This is a genomic window from Micromonospora fiedleri, assembly GCF_016774385.1.
Lineage (GTDB): Bacteria > Actinomycetota > Actinomycetes > Mycobacteriales > Micromonosporaceae > Micromonospora > Micromonospora gifhornensis.
This window is the reverse complement of sequence record NZ_JAETXL010000002.1, coordinates 36,649-55,141: the sequence shown is the minus strand read 5'-3', so window position 1 is coordinate 55,141 and position 18,493 is coordinate 36,649. Positions and strand designations below refer to the sequence as shown.

The following is an 18,493-nucleotide window of genomic DNA, read 5'->3' as shown; positions in this document are numbered from 1 at the left end:
AGTTCGGGTAACTGCGAAGCCTGCTCATGATCGAGGAAGGGGGCGTGTGATGGCGGCACAGGTCAAGGTGGCGGTCATCTACTACAGCGCGACCGGCATCACGTATCAGATGGCTCAGGCGGCCCGAGAGGCTGCCGGTGACGCGGGGGCCGAGGTGCGGCTGCGCAAGGTGCGGGAGTTGGCGCCCGACGAGGCGATCCGGTCGAACGCGGGGTGGTCGGCACACCACCTGGAGACGCAGCACATCGAGGAGGCGCAGCTGGACGACCTGAGCTGGGCCGACGTGGTGATCCTCGGGGCGCCGACCCGGTACGGCATGGTCGCCGCCCAGCTCAAGCAGTTCATCGACACCACCGGCCCGCTGTGGGCCCAGGGTGCGCTGGTCAACAAGGTCTACTCGGCGTTCACCTCCACCGCCACCAAGCACGGTGGGCAGGAGTCGACGCTGCTGTCGTTGTTCAACGTCTTCTACCACTGGGGTGGGATCGTGGTCACCCCCGGTTACACCGATCCCAGCCAGTTCGTCGCCGGCAACCCGTACGGTGCGTCGCACGTCAGCAACAACGGCGAGACCGCACCGGACGACGTCGCCCTGACCGCGACGGCGCTGACCGCCCGCCGGGCGGTGCAGATCGGCGCGGCGGTCAAGAAGGGCCTGGCCGGTTGAGCGTCGACGGACCGGTGGCCCGGGCGGGGGCTCTCAAACCCGCCCGGGCCACCGGCCGTCAGCAGCGCTACCCCGGATCCGCGCCGCTATGCCTGCACGGTGGGGGAGAGTTCACCGGCCGCTGCCGGCAGCAGGTCCCGCAGCAGGTCGGCCAGCACGGCCAGACCGTCGGGGCTGAGCACCGATTCGGGGTGGAACTGCACCCCGGCGAAGCCCGGGCCGCGCAGCGCGTGCACCGCCCCGTCGGCCTCGTCGCGGGCCAGTTCGACCGGACCGTACGGGCTGTCCTGCCGGTCGGCGGCGGCGCGGGCGGTGAAGGTGGCGTAGAAGCCGAGGCGTCGGGGCGTACCGAACATCGGCACCGTGCGTTGCAGACCCTGGTAGGGCGCGGCGCGACGGTCGACCGGCAACCCGAGCAGCCCGGCCAGCAGTTGGTGGCCGAGGCAGACCGCGAGCGTCGGTCGGCCGTCGGCCAGCAACACCCGCAGCAGGGCCCGTAACCGCTGCATCTTCGGGGTGTCGCTGTTCGGGTCACCGGGTCCGGGCCCGACCAGGACCAGGTCGTACCCGGACAGCGGGGCGTCGGCGTGCCAGGGCTGCACGGTGACCGTCAGGCCCAGCGCCCCCAACTGGTGGGCGAGCATCCCGGTGAAGGTGTCCTCACCGTCGACGATCAGCGCCCGACGGTTGGTCAGCGCGGGCACGGCGAGTGCCCCCGGCGGACGCTGGTCCAGCCAGAACCGGGACAGTGGCGCGTTGCGGGCCGCCAGTGCCGCGCGTACCTGCGGATCGTCGGCGAGCCGGCCCACCGGGCCGGACCCGGCGGTCGGCGCCTGCGGTCCCAGGCCCAGGGCCGCCAGCACGCCGGCCGCCTTGGCGTGGGTCTCGGCGACCTCGGCTGCTGGGGTGGAGTGCCGCACCAGGGTGGCACCGACCGGCACCCGCAGCGCCCCGTCGGGAGCGATCTCGGCGGTACGGATGAGAATGGGCGCGTCGAGGGTCTGCCGGCCCGTGTCGTCGTGACCGAGCAGGGCCAGCACGCCCGCGTAGTAGCGGCGGCCGGTGCGCTCGTGTCGGGCGATCACCCGACAGGCGTTCTCCATCGGGCTGCCCGTCACCGTCGGGGCGAACATGGTCTCCCGCAGCACGTCGCGGACGTCCTTCGAGCCGCGACCGGCGAGCAGGTACTCGGTGTGCGCCAGGTGGGACATCTCCTTGAGGTACGGCCCGACCACCTGACCACCGTGCTCGGCCACCGTGGCCATCATCTTCAGTTCCTCGTCGAGGACCATGTACAGCTCCTCGATCTCCTTGGTGTCGGCGAGGAAACGCAGCAGCGCCGCCCGGTCCGCCGCCGCGCCGGTGTGCCGGAAGGTGCCGCTGATCGGGTTCATCATGACCAGCCCGTCGTCGACGCTGACATGCCGTTCAGGGCTGGCGCCGACCAGCGTGCGTGTGCCGGTGTGCACCACGAACGTCCAGTACGCGCCGCGTTCGCGCAGCAGCAGGGAACGCAGCGCGGCCAGCGCGGCGGTCAGCGGCGCACCCTGCACCTGGGCGTGCAGGGTGCGGTGGATGACGAAGTTGGCCCCCTCGCCGCGGCCGATCTCGTCGGCGAGCACCCGGGCCACGGTGTCGGCGTACTCGTCGTCGCTGATGTCGAAGGCCGCGCCGGTGGTGCGTACCGGGCCGTCGGGCAGCGCGTCGAGGACCTCGGCCAGCGGCAACCGGGCCCGACTGTCGATGCGCAGGCACTCAAGCGGCACGCCGTCGTCGACGCAGGCGAAGCCCCGCTCCGCGACCTGCCGGAACGGCACCAGGGCCAGCGTGGTGGGGCCGGCCGGTCCGGCGGGCAACGGAATGTCGGCGAGCCGGTCGACGGTGCCGACCGGGCCGGTGAACAGGTCGAGATGCTCGGCGCCGTCGCGGCGGATCAGGGCGAACGGGCCCGGGTCGCCGTCGGCGAGCGCGGCGAGCAGGTCGGTCAGCGGTGTCATCGGGTCTCCTCGGGCCGGGTGCCGCCGTCGGGGGCGGCCCACGGGCCGGAAGAGTTGACCGGCGGCCGCCTCGTCGGGCGGCCGCGTGGGGAAAGCTACGCGCGGGGATGGGCCGCCGGGTCGGCGGGCCACCAGCAGGACAGTCGCGCGAGCATGGGCTCATGCTACGCGCGGGGCGGGCGGTGGGGAAGCCGTTCGGCGTACCCGGGCACGCGGCAGGGTTGTGCTCGCCGGGCCACCGGGTACGTTGACCGGCGATGAACATTCTCGCGCTGGACCTGGGCACCTCCTCGGTGCGTGGGCTCGTGCTGGGTGACGACATCCAGCCGGTGCCGGGAGCGTTGGCCCGGCGTCGGATCGACCTGACCGTCGACGACGAGGGCACCGGCACCCTCGATGCCCGCGGCTACCTGGCCTGCCTCTTCGACTGCCTGGACGAGTTGAACGAGCAGGGTTGGCTGCGCGAGGTGGAGATGGTGGCGGTCAGCGCGCAGTGGCACTCCGTACTGCCGCTCGGCGTGGACGGCCAGCCGCTCGGCCCGACGCTCACCTGGCTGGACACCCGGCCCGAGCCCGCCCCGACGCAGACCGGCCCGGTCGATCCCGATGCCTACCACCAACGCACCGGCACCTGGTGGCACCGCTGCTACTGGTCGGTGCGGCTGCCCTGGCTGCGGGCCCGGTGCGGCAGCCCGGTGGCCCGGTTCGTCGGCCTGGTCGAGTACGCCCTCAGCCAGCTGCTCGACGACGCGCCGATGTCGATGTCCCAGGCGTCCGGCACCGGCCTGCTGGACATCAGCACCCTCGACTGGGATCCGGAGGCCTGCGCGTTGGCCGGTGTCGGCGGCGACGAACTGCCGCAACTGGCACCGCCGCACTGGCGGGGACGGCTGCGTCCGGCGTACGCCCGCCGGTGGCCGGCGTTGGCGCGGGCGTCCTGGTCGCCGCCGATCGGTGACGGTGCCGCCTCCAACGTCGGCTCCGGCTGCATCGACCACACCCGGGCGGCGGTGACCGTGGGCACCTCGTCGGCGGTGCGGCTGCTGCAACGGATGCCCGCGCACGCGCCGCTGGCCCCGCTGCCCCCGCGGCTGTGGCGCTACCGTGTCGACCACGAGCACGTGGTCACCGGGGCGGCGTACTCCTCCGGAGGGAACGTGTTCGCGTGGGCCGATCGGGAGTTGCGGCTCCCCGAGGGCCCGGCCCTGGAGGCGGCGCTGTGGGGGCTGTCGCCCGGCGACCGGCGCCCGGTGAACGTGGCCCTCGGCGGTGACCGGCCACCGGGCAGCCGTCGCGCCGGCTCGGGTGAGCTGGGTGGGTTGAGCTTCAGCACCACCGCGGTGCAGATGCTGGCCGGACTGCTGTACGGCGTGTGCGAGCAGGTCGTCGACGACCTGGCCGCGCTGGAGTCCACCGTCGGCGCACCGGTGGAGGTGGTCCTCGGCGGCGGGGCGATGGCCGCCTCGCCGTGGTGGCGGGCGGCATTCGTCGAGGTGTTGGCACCCCGGCAGGTACGTTTCGGGCGGCATCCGGAGATCGGCGCGACAGGTGCCGCGCTGGTCGCCTGTGACCGCATCGCCGACGCCGTCGAACTGGCCGATATCGGCCAGACGGATGATCAAAGCTCGCCGGGTACGGCATAGGGTGACGCCCGGCGGTGCCCTCCTGAACCAGCGTAAGGGCAGGGCGTTGACACTGGTCCGGGACCTGGTTGGATAACGGGCGCTCCCCGGGCCGCGGCGGACGCGTGGGAGGAGGAGCTCGTGGCAGCAGGACCGGACCAGGCCTCGACGGTGTCGAATCATCGTCGGCGACGGTTCGATGTCCGGGTGGTGCCCCACCGCCGCCGTTCGGCGCTGCGGCTGCGGGACTGGCGGATGCGCACCAAGCTCGCCACGGTGCTGGTGATCCCGTCGGTCGCCTTCCTGGTCCTGGCGGGTGTGCAGACCCAGAGCCTGGTCAGCCGGGCCAACACGTTGAGTGACTTCGCCGCGCAGGTGGGCATCGGGCCGGAGATCGCCGACCTGGTGCACTGGTTGCAGCAGGAACGCGACCGCACCGCCGGTGAGCTGTCCGCGTTGCGGGCCGCCTCCTCCGAGGAGGAGAGCGCGCAGGTGTTGGAGGTGCTGAGGCCGTACCGCGACGGCGTCGACCAGGCAGCGCAGGCGCTGCACCGGGCCGCCGAGCCGGTGGGCAAGGGCGACTCCTCCTGGGCGGAGACCTACTCGGTGGCCTACCAGGCGTACCAGCAGATCCTCTACATGCGCAACGTGATGACCACAGTGGTGTTGAGTGACGACACCATCCTCGGCAACTATCACCGGGCGGTCGACGCGCTGTTGACCCTGCTCGCCCAGCCGTCGCCGGGCGCCGAACGGCCGGAGTTGTCCGACGCGGTGCTGCGCTACGTGCAGTTCGCCCGGGCCAAGGATCTCTCCTCGCGGGTACGCGCGGAGCTCTACGCCGCCGCCCGCAACGGTGGGTACCAGGACAACGACCGGGTGCAGCTCAACGATCTACGATCGCGGCAGTTGACGGCGTTGGGCGCGTTCCGTGTCGCGGCGAGCAACGCGCAGGTGACCCGCTACGACCAGATGAGCCAGCAGGATCCCTTCGTCCAGGCCGGCCGGCTGGAGGAACGGGCGCTGACCCAGAACCCGACCGCGCTGACGTTGCTGGCCGACGACGACTGGTGGACGTTCAGTGAGGTCCGCCATGACCTGCTGCGGGATTTCGAAGCGGGGATCCTCGCGGACTCGGCGACCCAGGCGGACCGGGCCAGCGCCGCCCAGCTGCGGGAGACGCTGCTGATGGTCGGCGTGATCATCACGGTGCTGCTGGTGGCCGTGCTGATCTCGGTGCTGATCGGCCGGTCGATGGCCCGGTCGATCCGCCTGCTGCGCTCGCAGGCGTTGCGGATCGCGCAGATCGAGCTGCCCGACGCGTTGGCCCGCTTGCGGTCGGTCTCCGGCGGTGTGCCGCAGATCGAGGTCTCGCCGGCGGTGGTGCGCTCGCTCGACGAGATCGGTGAGCTGGCCGAGGCGTTCGTCGCGGTGCACCGCAGCGCGGTCGGGGTGGCCGTCGAGCAGGCGAACATGCGACGCAACGTCAACGCGATGTTCGTCAACCTCGCCCGGCGCAGCCAGGTGCTGGTGGAACGGCAGCTGGAGCTGCTCGACGACCTGGAACGCGAGGAGAGCGACCCGGACCAGTTGGAGAACCTGTTCAAGCTGGACCATCTCGCCGCCCGTATGCGACGTAACGACGAGAGCCTGCTGGTGCTGGCCGGTACCGAGTCGACCCGCCGCTGGAACCGGCCGGTCGGGTTGAACGCGGTGCTGCTGGCGGCGAGTGCCGAGATCGAGCAGTACCAGCGGGTGCGGCACGAGGCGGTGGCCGACCTGCATCTCGTGGGGCATGCCGTCGGCGAGGTGGTGCACCTGCTCGCCGAGCTGTTGGAGAATGCCACCGCGTTCTCCCGTCCCGACACGATCGTGCAGGTGATGGCCCGCGCGGAGGGCGCCGGCGCGACGGTCGAGATCGCCGACCAGGGTCTGGGCATGAGCCCGACCGCGCTGGCCGAGGCCAACGCCGTACTGGCCGAGCCGCCGGCGGCGGACGTGGCGACGGTCGAGCGGATGGGTCTGTTCGTGGTCAGCCACCTGGCGGCCCGGCACGGCATCGAGGTGCGGTTGCACGGCGGGACCGGCGGGCTGGTGGCCCGGATCCGGCTGCCCGGTGCGTTACTGGCGGCCCCACCGCCGCCGGGTCTGGACCCGGTGCCGTCGCCGCGCGCGCTGCCGGTGCCCCGCTCACAGGCACCGGTGACCGCCGCGCAGCCGGTGGAGTTGCCGGTGGCCGGGCGGCGACCGACCACCGTGCCCCGACAGGCTCACCCCGTGCCGGTACGCGCGGAGGACGTGCTCGCCCCGGCGGCCGCACCGGCGTCGACCGGCAGCGGCTGGTGGTCCCGGGAGGGGCCGTCGTCGCCGGCGACCGCCGGCAGTCCGGCACCGCCGTCGGTGCCGGTGACCGGGGGCACCAACGACCGGGGACTGCCGATGCGGGTGCCGATGGCCCAGTTGCGCAGCGTCACCCAGCCGGCCCAGCCCGGGCAGCAGCAGGTGGCGCGGCACGACCCGGACCCGGAGGCGGTCGGCGGCATGTTGTCGAAGCTGTACAGCGGTGTGCGACGTGCCGAGGCCGAGGAGACCACCGAGATACCCGTGCCACCGCCCGGGACATGGAGTGAAGGAGGACCCAAGTGACAACGTTGTCTCAGGAGGCCCGGGACCTCAGCTGGCTGGTCAGCGGGTTCGCGGAACGGGTGCCCGGTGTGGCGCACGCCGTGGTGGTGTCCTCCGACGGACTGCTGGTCGCCATCTCCGATCACCTGCCGCGCGACCACGCGGACAAGCTCGCCGCGGTCACCTCGGGCCTGATGAGCATCACCGCCGGTGCGGCCCAGATGTTCGACGGTGACGTGGTCAAGCAGACCGTGGTCGAGATGGGCCGTGGCTACTTCCTGGTGATGCAGATCCGCGACGGCTCGATCCTGGCCACCCTGGCTGCGGCGGATGCCGACATCGGTGTGGTGGGCTACGAGATGGCCCGGCTGGCGAAGCAGGCGGGGGAGATGCTGACCCCGGCCCTGCGCGCCGAGCTGCAGCAGGCCCTGCCCCGCTGACCCGGGCCCCTCGCCCAGCGGCCGGGGCCCTTCGTGACATCGCGCTCAGCGCAGGCCGAGGGCACCGGGCGTGGCGGGTCGGGAAGCGAGCCACCAGGCTGCGGTGGCGGCGACGGCGACCGCGCCGCTGAACACGAACGGCGCGCCCAGGCCGGCGCGGGCGGCCAGCGCGCCGCCGGCCAGCGCGCCGAGTGCCGTGGCGCTGTAGGTGACCAGGCGGGCAGCGGCGATGACCCGACCCAGCAACCCGCCGGGCACCAGCCGCTGCCGTACCGACAGGGCGGCGACGTTGAGCACGGCGAACGCCGCGCTGGTGGCGACCACCACGACCACGGCCACGGTCCGGTCGGCGACGACCGCCAGCAGCACCGGTACGCCCGCGGTGACCGCCATCGACCAGGTGAGCACGGCGCGGTGGCGGAACCGGGCGATCAGCCGGTCGGCGGTGAACGAGCCGAGCAGACCGCCGACCGCCCCGGTGGCCAGCAGCAGTCCGAAGCCGAACGCGCCGAGGTCGAGGGCGTCGCGGGCATAGAGCACGAAGATCGCGAACCAGGCGGTGTCGGCGGCGGCCACGGCGGCGGTGACGAGCACCAGGGTTCGTAGCATCGGCTGGCGCACCAGCCAGCGCAGGCCGGCCAGGACACCGTCGCCGTCGGCGACCGGGGCGTCGTCGTCGCTGCCGGGCCGGTGGGCCAGGGTCAGCGGCAGGGACAACACCAGCATCACCGCCAGGGCGAGCGTGGCGCCGTTGACGGCGAACGGAATGGCGGCGCCGACGACGAACAGCAGCGCCCCCACCGGCGGGCCGACGAACTCGTTGCCGACGATCTCACCGGCGACGAGCCGCCCGTTCGCCTTCTCCAACTGGGCGTCCGGGACGAGCCGGGGTACGGCGGTCTGGCTAGCCGTGTCGCGGATGGTCTCGCCGACGCCGAGCAGGAACGCGGCGGCCACCACGAGGGCGATGCTCGCCCAGCCGAGGGCGATCGCGGCGGCGAGCGTGCCGAGCACGACGACCCGGCCGGTGTCGGCGACGGTGAGCAGGCCGCGGGCTCCACGGCGGTCGGCGAGGGCGCCGGCGAGCAGGCCGGACACCAGCCAGGGCAGGAACTGGGCGGCGGCCACGGCGGCGACCGCCAGGGGATTGTCGGTGAGCGTCGCGGCCAGCAGCGGGAAGGCCGCCACCCGGATGCCGTCACCGAGGTTGGCCAGTGCGGCAGCGCTCCAGAACGTCCAGAACGGCCGGCCCAGTGGCCGTCGATTCCGATCCATCCCGCGAGCCTAGACGCAACTCGCGTCCGGCTGACACCACCCGGGCCGTCGGTGGGTCAGCCCGGCAGGCCCCGGTCGCGCGGCGGAATCCGATCATCGTAGGTCCCGGATCGCCCGGAGTAGCGGCGACCGTCGAGGTACGGCAGGCCGTTGGGCGTACAGCCGTGCAGGCCGAGGGTCTGCTGCTGCATCACCGGCGCCGGTCGGCCACGGCCCGGGCACAGTTCGTGACCCATGCCGAGCCGGTGACCGACCTCGTGATTGACCACGTACCGGCGGTAGTGGTCGACGTCGGTGCCGAAGCCGGGTGCGCCCTTGACCCAGCGGGCGACGTTGACGACCACCCGGTCACCGTTACGGCAGGAGGTGTAGCCGTCGGGGACGTCCTGGCACAGCCGGTCCCGGGTGACCGGGGTGGCCAGATAGATGGTGAAGTCAGGACGACGGTCCGGGCCGACCCGGCGCAGCCGCCACTGCCCACCGGCGCTCCAGCCCTGCGGGTCGGAGAGGATCCGGCTGACCTCGGCGGCGAACTCGGCCAGCGCGATGCCCTCGATGCCCCGCTCGATCGCCACCTGGTAGCGCAGCAGCCGACCCGGCCCGGTCCTCGGTGCCGCCTCGCCACCGGCGACGTCCCAGCGGTTGGCGCCCCGCGCCGGGTAGCTGACCGGCGCTGGTGGCGTGGACGCGAGCGGTGCGGCGGCCACTCTCGGTCGGTTGGTCGGCGGCGCGGTCACGACCGGCGCGACCGGCGCGGCGGGCGCGGGCATCGCCGGGGCACAACCGGCCAGCAGGACGGCGACCAGCGGGGACACCCACGCCCGGCCGCGATCGGCGGGCACCCGAGGGGCGTACGACATCATGGTTCTCCCTCCACTGCCTGCCCGGGTCGGGGCGGCGGGGAGGAAGACGACCGGCACCTGTGGAAAGTTGATCCGCCGACGGCTCAACCTTTTCGGGGCCTCGCTCGTCAGGATCGGTCGTGAGGCAGGCAAGAGGTGACGATGGCCAGGGGTGACGCCGAGTTCGTGGAGTTCGTCCAGGCGGCCTCCGGCCGGTTGGCCCATGCCGCGTACCTGATGACCGGCGACCACCATCAGGCCGAGGACGCCGCGCAGACCGCGCTGGTGCGTACCTATGCGTCGTGGTCGCGGGTACGCCGCGACGACCCCTACGCCTACACCCGACGAGTGATGATCAATTACATAGTGGACAACTGGCGACGTCCGATCCGGGAGTACCCGGTCGACGAGGTTCCGCACCAGCGACGCGGTGACGTCGCCGACGAGGTCACCGCCCGGCGCTGGCTGCAACTCGCCCTCGGCGCCCTCACCGCCCGCCAACGGGCGATCGTCGTGCTGCGCTACCTGTTCGACCTGCCCGAACAGCAGGTCGCCCGCGAGCTCGACGTTTCCCTGGGCACGGTGAAGAGCACCACCTCCCGGGCCCTGGAGAGGCTGCGGCAGACCCTTGTCGACCTGCCGACCGCGCCGGGAGGCGACCGATGAACGAGACAGATCGCCTCCGCGCGGCCATCCGGGCCACCGAACCGGACGGCCGGGGTCGGTTCGACGTGGACACGATCATGCGGCAGGGACGTCGGCTGCGCCGTCGGCGACGGGTGGTCCGGGGCGGCGCCGCCCTGCTCTCGGTCGTCGTGGTGGCCGTCGGTGTGGCGGCGGCCGTGCTCCGCCAACCCGATCCGTCCGAGCGCGGCGCGCCGCCCGCGACCACCTCGTCGACTGCCGCCAAGGTCACCGAGCCGACCGTCGGCGCGGCGACGCCGCCACCGGCACCGCCGCCGATCGGTACGGTCCTGAGCACCGGCATCCGGTACGGCGGCGACGAGCGGGTCTTCTACTTCGTCGAGGTCGACGTGCCCCGGGCTCCCGAGGTGACGATCGGTCTGGTCGCCGGCCGACGTTCCGCCACCGGCGCGCTGACCGTGGATTACCTGATCAACGACGTCGAGGGCAGCGACCGCCGACCCGGCTTCCACGAGATCGGGTACGAGCCGTCGGCGCAGCTGCTCCCCGACGATCCGGTGCCCACGTTCGGCTATTTCGTCGGACCGGCCACCCGGATCATCGGCTCGGTCGGCGGGCAGCGGTTGAAGGCGGAGTTGGCCACGTGGAGCGAGGACGACGACGTGGTGGTCTTCTGGTTCCATCCGCAGGTGCTGCGCCCAGGGCAACGGCTCGACGGCATCCTCGCCTGGGACGCGCAGGGCCGGCGGCTCTGATCCGTACGCCGGCCCGGCGCGTCACCGGGTCTCACACCGCGTTGTCGGCGATGACCTGGCGGTACCAGTGGGCGCTGCGCTTGAGCACGCGCCGCTGGGTGGGGTAGTCGATGTAGATGAGCCCCCAGCGCTGGTCGTAGCCCTCGGCCCACTCGAAGTTGTCGAGCAGCGACCAGACGTGGAAGCTCTCCAGAGGCACGCCGTCGGTGACGGCGCGGTGGGCGGCGGCCAGGTGGTCGCGCAGGAACGTGACCCGGCCGGTGTCCTCGACGGTGCCGTCGGCGGCGAGGACGTCGGGGGTGGGCAGCCCGTTCTCGGTGACGGTCAGCGGGATCGGGCCGTAGTCGCGGGTGACCCGGGTCAGGATGTCGTACATCCCGTCCGGGTAGATCTGCTGCCAGCTCGCCTCGGAGGTGGGCCAGCGGCGCACCGTGCCGCCGTTGGCGGTGACGTAGATCGGGGTGTAGTACTGCACCGCGAGCACGTCGACGGGGGAGGAAATGATCTCCAGGTCGCCGTCGCGGATGCCCCGGACCATCCGACTGGTCGGCCCGAGGTCGGCCAGGACGTCCTCCGGGTAGCTGCCCTTGAGGGCGGAGTCGAGGTAGAGGCGGTTCTCGTACCCGTCGTACAGCCGGGTGGCCTCGGCGGCGGCGGGCGAGTCGTCGGCGGGGTAGCAGGGGTGCAGGTTGAAGGCCGGCCCGATGCGGCCGGCGCCATCCTCGGCGCGCAGTGCCTGCACCGCGAGGCCGTGGGCGAGTTGCAGATGGTGGGCGACGAGGTAGGCGGCGTCCGGGTCCTGCCGGCCGGGGGCGTGGTGGCCGAACAGGTAGCCGTTCTGCACGACGGTCTTGGGCTCGTTGATGGTGAGCCAGACGGGCACCCGGTCGCCGAGCGCCTCGAACACGGTCGCCGCGTAGTCGGCGAAGCGGTACGCCACGTCGCGGGACTCCCAGCCGCCGGCGTCCTGCAGCGTCTGCGGCAGGTCCCAGTGGAACAGGGTGGCCATCGGGGAGATGCCGCGCTCGTGCAGCCCGTCGACCAGGCGGCGGTAGAAGTCGATGCCCCGCTGGTTGGCGGCGCCGGTGCCGTCGGGCTGGATGCGCGGCCAGGAGATGGAGAACCGGTAGCTGCGCAGCCCCAGGTCGCGCATCAGATCGAGGTCTTCGGCGTAGCGGTGGTAGTGGTCGGCGGCGACGTCACCGGTGTCGCCGTTGCGGATGCGTCCCGGCGTGTGGCTGAAGGTGTCCCAGACCGACTCGCCCCGGCCGTCCTCCTTGGCGGCGCCTTCGATCTGGTACGCCGAGGTGGCCGCGCCCCAGCCGAAGTTCACCGGGAACTGCAACCGGGCGGCGGAACTGGCGGTCGGCTCGGTGGGTGCGACGTCCTCGCCGGGCTGGCAGCCGGCAAGGGCGGTGGCGCCGGCTGCGGTGGTGACCGCGCCCAGTGCGGCGCCGGCCGGTGTCACGGCGGTGGCCGACAGCGCCGCGCGGCGCAGCAGGTGGCGCCTGGTGAGCATCGACATGGGTTCTCCTCGTGGGTGGGGTGGCCGCCGCGCCCCTCGGGAGCGCTCCCAATACAGCGTAAAGGGTGGGCGGCCGCCGCTGGCGCATGATCGTCGCAGATCACGGACGACCGCGGTGGCGGCGGTGACAAAGGTGGGGGTTCTGGCGTCAGCCGGTCGGGCATCGGGTGTGGCGGGACCGGGGTGCGCCGAGTTCCGCGGGCGGACCGGCGGCGTGCTCCCGGAGGTGGTCGGCGGGGCAGCGCACGGTCGGCGGGCGGGGCATACTGCCGTGCGGGGCGCGCGGGTGATGCGCGTCTGACCCGTCGGCCTCTTTTCCCATCGTGAACGGGGGTTTAGTGTGGGGACGGGGGAGGGCAACCCCCGTCCCCACCGTGTTGCGGTACACGCACGTGCGGATTGGCGTCCCAGTCGTGCGTGTCGCGCGGGAGCCGGGCCACGCGAGTGGCTTGAGGATCCACCTCCCCTCACTGTGGTGGGGTGACGGCTGACGGCGGTGTCCGGGCTGGCCCGCCGTCGGCCTGCGGTCTTAGTACCCGTTGCTGTGGGCACAGCGCCGGGTAATCCAATGCTTGGAGCTCCGTCGATGGAAGCGCTCCCATCGACGTTGTTTGCGACTGTAACGCCCGTCACGGCTTTGTGAAAGCCCCAAAATAAGATCGAAACAACCGAGTGCTTCCGGAAGTGTGATCTCTGGTGCTGGGAGCGCTTCCATGGCACACTGTCGATCGACCACGTGGAGCCAGGTATGCGTGAGCGTGGGGCCGCCGAGGGCTTCCGGTGTATCCGGTACGGCGCCCTGATCGCAGTGGGTGTCTGACGACGACCTGCTGCGTTCCGGCCGGTCGGCCGGCCCACCACCATCCACCGGCGTCTCGCGTCCTGTCGTCTGCGAGGCGTCCCGCCGGGGCGGCACCGCACCCGGCCTGGTTCGAGGAGACACCGCGCAGATGAGAAATCTGGCAAGACGTCGCCGCCTGGCGTGGCTCGGCGCCGCGGCACTGGCGATCGGCGGGGTGACCGTACCCGCCGGCGCCGCGCAGGCCGCACCGGCCTGCGACGTGGTCTATGAGACCAACGACTGGAGCAACGGCTTCACCGCCAACATCACCCTCAAGAACCTCGGCGACCCGGTCAACGGCTGGACCCTGCGGTTCGCCTTCCCCGGCAACCAGCGGGTCACCAACGGCTGGTCGGCCCGGTGGAGCCAGAGCGGCAACGAGGTCACCGCCGTCAACGAGGCGTGGAACGGCAGCATGGCCACCGGCGCCAGCACCACCATCGGCTTCAACGGCTCGTACACCGGCAGCAACCCGAAGCCGACCTCGTTCTCCGTCAACGGGGTCACCTGCGGTGGCGTCGCCCAGCAGCCCCCGACGGTGAGCCTGTCGGTCCCCGCCGGCCCGTTCACCGCCCCGGCGACCGTGCCGCTGACCGCCACCGCGAGCGACCCGGACGGCACCATCGCCCGCGTCGAGTTCTACCGCAACGGACTGCTGGTCAACACCGACACCACCGCGCCGTACGCGTACACCCTGGAGAGCCTGCCGGCCGGTGACTACACCGTGCAGGCCCGGGCGTACGACAACAGTGGACTGTCGGCGATCGCCGAGCGGGCGTTCACCGTCACCGCGTCCACCTCACCGGCGGTGGTGGCCACCCCGACCGCACTGACCGTGCCCGAGGGCGGCAGCTCGACGTTCAACATCAAGCTGAACCGGGCGCCCACCGCCAACGTCTCGGTGAGCCTGACCCGCACCGGCGACGCGGACATCACCGTCCCGTCGACGCCGCTGACGCTGACCACGAGCAACTGGAACAACGGCGTCGACGTGACCGTCAGTGCCGCCGAGGACGCCGACACCGTGGGTGGTACCGCGACGATCACCGCCTCGGCCTCGGGCCACACGCCGGCGACGGTCACCGTCACCGAGATCGACAACGACGTGCCGGGCGGCGACGGCGAGTACGTGCAGCGCTTCCTCACCCAGTACAACAAGATCAAGAACTCGGGCTACTTCAGCCCGGAGGGCGTGCCGTACCACTCGATCGAGACGCTGATCGTCGAGGCGCCCGACCACGGCCACCAGACCACCTCCGAGGCGTTCAGCTTCTGGCTGTGGCTGGAGGCGTACTACGGTCGGGTCACCCAGAACTGGGCGCCGTTCAACAACGCCTGGACGGTGATGGAGACCTACATCATCCCGTCCACGGCCGACCAGCCGACCGCCGGCTCCGCCGGTGACGCCACCTACGCCGCAGAGCACGACCTGCCCAACCAGTACCCGTCGCAGCTCGACGCGAACGTGCCGGTCGGCAAGGACCCGCTGCGCGCGGAACTGCAGCAGACCTACGGCACCGGCAGCATCTACGGCATGCACTGGCTGCTGGACGTGGACAACGTCTACGGCTTCGGCCGCTGCGGCAACGGCACCACCCGTCCCGCGTACATCAACACCTTCCAGCGGGGCACCCAGGAGTCGGTGTGGGAGACCGTGCCGCACCCCTCCTGCGACACCTTCGCCCACGGCGGCCCGAACGGCTACCTGGACCTGTTCATCAAGGAGTCCGGCGCCCCGGCCAAGCAGTGGAAGTACACCAACGCCCCGGACGCCGACGCCCGCGCCGTGCAGGCCGCCTACTGGGCGCTGACCTGGGCCAAGGAGCAGAACAAGCAGGCCGACGTGGCGGCCACCGTGGCCAAGGCCGCCAAGATGGGTGACTACCTGCGGTACGCGCTGTTCGACAAGTACTTCAAGCGCATCGGCAACTGCGTCGGGGCCACCCAGTGCCCGGCCGGTAACAACCGCGAGTCCGCCCACTACCTGCTCTCCTGGTACTACGCCTGGGGTGGCGCGTACGAGACCAGCCAGAACTGGTCGTGGCGGATCGGTTCCAGCCACAGCCACTTCGGCTACCAGAACCCGTTCGCGGCCTGGGCGCTGACCAACGTCAACGAGCTCAAGCCGCGCTCGTCGACCGCGGCGGCAGACTGGAACAACAGCCTCACCCGGCAGCTGGAGCTCTACACCTGGCTCCAGTCGGCCGAGGGTGGCATCGCCGGTGGCGCGACCAACAGTTGGGGCGGGCACTACGGCACGCCGCCGGCCGGCACCGCCACCTTCTACGGCATGTTCTACGACGAGGACCCGGTCTACAACGACCCGCCGTCGAACCAGTGGTTCGGCATGCAGGCCTGGTCGATGCAGCGCATCGCCGAGCTGTACCTGGTCAGCGGCGACGCCCGAGCCAAGGCGCTGCTGGACAAGTGGGTGCCGTGGGCGATCTCCCACACCACGTTGGGTGAGGACTGGTCCATCCCGTCGGACATGAAGTGGACCGGCCAGCCCAACAACTGGAACCCGACCAACCCGCAGCCCAACACCAACCTGCACGTCGAGGTCACGGTCAAGGGCCAGGACGTCGGCGTCGCCGCCGCCTACGCCCGCACGCTCATCGCGTACGCGGCGAAGTCGGGCAACACGGCGGCGAAGAACACCGCCAAGGGGCTGTTGGACGCGCTGCACGGGGAAAGTGACGCGCAGGGTGTGTCGACGGTGGAGAAGCGCGGCGACTACCGGCGCTTCGACGACGTCTACAACGCCTCCACCGGGGATGGCCTGTACATCCCGCAGGGCTGGACCGGCCGCATGCCCAACGGTGACGTGATCGCCCCGGGCAAGAGCTTCGTCGACATCCGGTCGTTCTACAAGAACGACCCGGCGTGGCCGAAGGTCCAGGCGTACCTCGACGGTGGACCGGAGCCGGAGTTCCGCTACCACCGGTTCTGGGCCCAGGCGGACGTCGCGATGGCGTACGCCGACTACGGAAAGCTGTTCCCGAACGGCTGACGAACAACGTCCTCCGGGTGGGCGGTGACCCACCCGGAGGCTCCGGCCGGGCCTCGGGGGTAGAGGCAGGACCGGCCGGCGGCCTGACGCCCACGGTCAGGCCGGGGTGGGTCGGCCCTCTGGCCGACGCAGCGGAGCAGTCGACCCACCCCACCGCCCCCCCGATTCGACAGCGACACCACGCAGATCGTGAAAAAAAGTGACCGCCTCGGGATAACAACACCGCCGGGGACGGAGTAACGTACATCACCGGAGAGGCCGCTCCCCCCGTGGCGGCCTCTCCCTTTTGCTGTTGCGGCCACAATCCTTCCCGCCCGCCGGCCCGAAGCCTCGCAACATCTCCGTGCCGCTCACCGTTACCCCTGCTCAGCTGCGCTTGGCGCCGGTGCCGATGCAGCCGGCGGGCCACTGGCAGACCGGCGGGCAACGGCGGCTAAGTTGTCCGGGTGCGCGTGACGCCGAGGGGTGGGACTGCGGTCTGGTTGGTCTTGTTGGCCCTTGTCCAGACGGCGGCCTTCATCGTCGTCTGGCGATTCGCCCTCTACACCGACGTCGGCCAGTGGATCGACACGGTGGCGTTGACCGGCAACCGGATCGGCCGTGACCACATCGAGGATCCGGTGGACCGGATCCTCAACGCGATGTCCGTGGTGTCGCTGCTGGCGGCCACCGTGACGATCGGGTTCATCGCGCTGATCCGGGGCCGGGTGGCCCTGGCGGTGGCGGCCACCCTGCTGATCGCCGGGGCCAACGTCACCACCCAGTTGCTCAAGTACGGCCTGGTCCGGCCCGACTACGGCATCGACCCGGAACGGGCGTACGTGGGCAACAGCCTGCCCAGCGGGCACACCACCGTCGCCGCCTCGGTGGCGGTGGCGCTGGTGCTCGTCCTGCCACCCAAGGGCCGGGCCTTCGCCGCCGTGGTCGGTGCCGCCTACGCGGCCCTCGCCGGGGTGGCGACCCTCTCGGCGGGCTGGCACCGCCCCAGCGACGCGGTGGCCGCGTTCCTCGTCGTCGGCGTGTGGGCCGCGCTGGCCGGCCTGCTGCTGCTGATCACCCAACGGGAACAGGCGAAGGTCTCCTCGGCCGACGCGCACCGAGGCGTCGCCCTGCTGCTCGGCATCGGTGGACTCCTGGCGATCGCGGGCTGCGCGCTGGCACTGTCCTGGCTGGCCGGGCAACGCGCCACCGCAGCCGCCGAGTTGCCCCGCCACCCCCTGTTCGTCGGGTACGCCGGCAGCGCCGCCGGCATCGCCGGAACGATGGGGGTGGTCATGGCCCTGGCCCTCTCCGCCGTGCACCGCATCGTCCCCCGCCACAAGGGCTGACCACCCTCACGCCGACCGTGTGCCAGGTCGCGGTGGGGCTGACCGCCTCCACGCCGACCGTGTGCCAGGTCGCGGTGGGGCTGACCGCCTCCACGCCGACCGCGTACCTGGTCGCGCTGGGGCTGACCGCCCCCACGCCGACCGCGTACCTGGTCGCGCTGGGGCTGTCCGCCCCCACGCAGACCGCCCACCAGGTCACGGCGGACTGGCCATACCTTCTGGCGCGCTGAGGAGTAGCGGTGTGCGGGTCGTGATGGGGCTGGCCCTGCTTCCTGGCGCGCCCGGTGTGGTTGCCGGGCGTCGGTGGAACGCCAGGTGATCGGCCCGCCCGCCTTCACCGCCGACCGGGTGAGGTACCCGTGTTCCGCGTCGGCTCCCACCTGCACGACAACCTGACAGTCTTAAGGTCTTGCCGGACAGACGGCCTTCACCCGCTCCCCGCCACGGGCACCGACCACATCGACCCGTCTCACCCGTGCCCCAACACCACCGCGGCCGGCCCTTGCCTGCAAGATCATGCTCGATCCACGATCGAGTGGGTTGAGTATGAAAACGAGGCCACTCGATCCGGGATCGAGCGCGATCATGAACCGTCGATCGGTGGCAGGAGTTGGCTATCTGTCCACCGGCCGCCCTGCGGGACCACACCACCCGCACCCGGTGCGGCGACGATGCTGGCCAGCCCGCTGGCCCTCAGCGCCGAGCCGAGTGGCGGGGGTGCGCCCTTCGTCGAGCGTCGACCTGCAAAGCGGTCGGAGGTGGGACGCCAGGGGATGGTGCCTCGGGCTGAAGATGGGGGATCGGCAGGTCCAGTGGAGGGTGGAGAGGTGCGATTGACGGGCGATCGGCGATGTTCATGACAGGGCCGCCCGAGATGGGGCCGTCCCGGCCGGGGCTGTCCGAGACGGAGTTGCCCGAGCC

General features: G+C 71.8%; 13 protein-coding genes. 9 read left to right on the top strand and 4 right to left on the bottom strand.

What is annotated here, in order from left to right; all coding sequences use genetic code 11:
• Positions 1–49 precede the first annotated feature (49 nt).
• Positions 50–667, top strand: a complete 618-nt coding sequence (wrbA, locus tag JMF97_RS04280) for an NAD(P)H:quinone oxidoreductase (RefSeq protein ID WP_203220359.1) — start codon at positions 50–52, stop codon at positions 665–667.
• 86 nt (positions 668–753) lie between these two features.
• Here the strand turns inward: wrbA and JMF97_RS04275 are convergent, their stop codons facing one another.
• The gene (locus JMF97_RS04275) at positions 754–2,664 is read right to left on the bottom strand and encodes an anthranilate synthase family protein (protein WP_203220358.1); all 1,911 of its coding nucleotides are present in this window, start codon (positions 2,662–2,664) and stop codon (positions 754–756) included.
• Between the two features lie 257 nt (positions 2,665–2,921).
• Between JMF97_RS04275 and JMF97_RS04270 the strand changes: the two genes are divergently transcribed.
• The 3 genes from JMF97_RS04270 to JMF97_RS04260 all read left to right on the top strand — a co-directional run bounded on the left by JMF97_RS04270 (position 2,922) and on the right by JMF97_RS04260 (position 7,351).
• On the top strand, positions 2,922–4,307 hold the full coding sequence (locus JMF97_RS04270) for an FGGY family carbohydrate kinase (RefSeq protein ID WP_203220357.1): 1,386 nt from the start codon (positions 2,922–2,924) through the stop codon (positions 4,305–4,307).
• Positions 4,308–4,427: 120 nt separating this feature from the next.
• Entirely contained in the window at positions 4,428–6,932 is a 2,505-nt protein-coding gene (locus tag JMF97_RS04265; RefSeq protein ID WP_203220356.1) for a sensor histidine kinase, read from the top strand.
• Entirely contained in the window at positions 6,929–7,351 is a 423-nt protein-coding gene (locus JMF97_RS04260; protein WP_013734773.1) for a roadblock/LC7 domain-containing protein, read from the top strand. The genes JMF97_RS04265 and JMF97_RS04260 overlap by 4 nt, the downstream gene beginning before the upstream one ends.
• Before the next feature lie 45 nt (positions 7,352–7,396).
• Here JMF97_RS04260 and JMF97_RS04255 read toward each other — a convergent pair whose 3' ends face one another.
• Entirely contained in the window at positions 7,397–8,626 is a 1,230-nt protein-coding gene (locus JMF97_RS04255) for an MFS transporter (protein ID WP_203220355.1), read from the bottom strand.
• 56 nt (positions 8,627–8,682) lie between these two features.
• Positions 8,683–9,486 carry a DUF3152 domain-containing protein gene (locus JMF97_RS04250; protein ID WP_203220354.1) on the bottom strand — a complete coding sequence of 268 codons (804 nt, stop codon included), beginning with the start codon at positions 9,484–9,486 and terminating at the stop codon, positions 8,683–8,685.
• Positions 9,487–9,630: 144 nt separating this feature from the next.
• On the opposite strand from JMF97_RS04250, the gene JMF97_RS04245 reads away from it, so the two are divergent.
• Together JMF97_RS04245 and JMF97_RS04240 are read left to right on the top strand one after the other, a co-directional pair.
• Entirely contained in the window at positions 9,631–10,134 is a 504-nt protein-coding gene (locus tag JMF97_RS04245) for a SigE family RNA polymerase sigma factor (RefSeq protein WP_203220353.1), read from the top strand.
• Entirely contained in the window at positions 10,131–10,868 is a 738-nt protein-coding gene (locus JMF97_RS04240) for a hypothetical protein (RefSeq protein WP_203220352.1), read from the top strand. The genes JMF97_RS04245 and JMF97_RS04240 overlap by 4 nt, the downstream gene beginning before the upstream one ends.
• Before the next feature lie 31 nt (positions 10,869–10,899).
• On the opposite strand, the gene JMF97_RS04235 is transcribed toward JMF97_RS04240, so the two are convergent.
• A complete protein-coding gene (locus JMF97_RS04235; RefSeq protein ID WP_238358769.1) occupies positions 10,900–12,393 on the bottom strand; it encodes a GH1 family beta-glucosidase in 1,494 nt (497 codons plus the stop codon).
• Between the two features lie 950 nt (positions 12,394–13,343).
• On the opposite strand from JMF97_RS04235, the gene JMF97_RS04230 reads away from it, so the two are divergent.
• The 3 genes from JMF97_RS04230 to JMF97_RS04220 all read left to right on the top strand — a co-directional run bounded on the left by JMF97_RS04230 (position 13,344) and on the right by JMF97_RS04220 (position 17,802).
• Positions 13,344–16,244, top strand: coding sequence for a glycoside hydrolase family 48 protein (locus JMF97_RS04230; protein ID WP_203220855.1), 2,901 nt, complete (start codon positions 13,344–13,346; stop codon positions 16,242–16,244).
• A gap of 446 nt (positions 16,245–16,690) precedes the next feature.
• Positions 16,691–17,572 carry a phosphatase PAP2 family protein gene (locus JMF97_RS04225; RefSeq protein ID WP_203220351.1) on the top strand — a complete coding sequence of 294 codons (882 nt, stop codon included), beginning with the start codon at positions 16,691–16,693 and terminating at the stop codon, positions 17,570–17,572.
• Between the two features lie 17 nt (positions 17,573–17,589).
• A complete protein-coding gene (locus JMF97_RS04220) occupies positions 17,590–17,802 on the top strand; it encodes a hypothetical protein (protein ID WP_203220350.1) in 213 nt (70 codons plus the stop codon).
• The last annotated feature ends 691 nt before the right edge of the window (positions 17,803–18,493 follow it).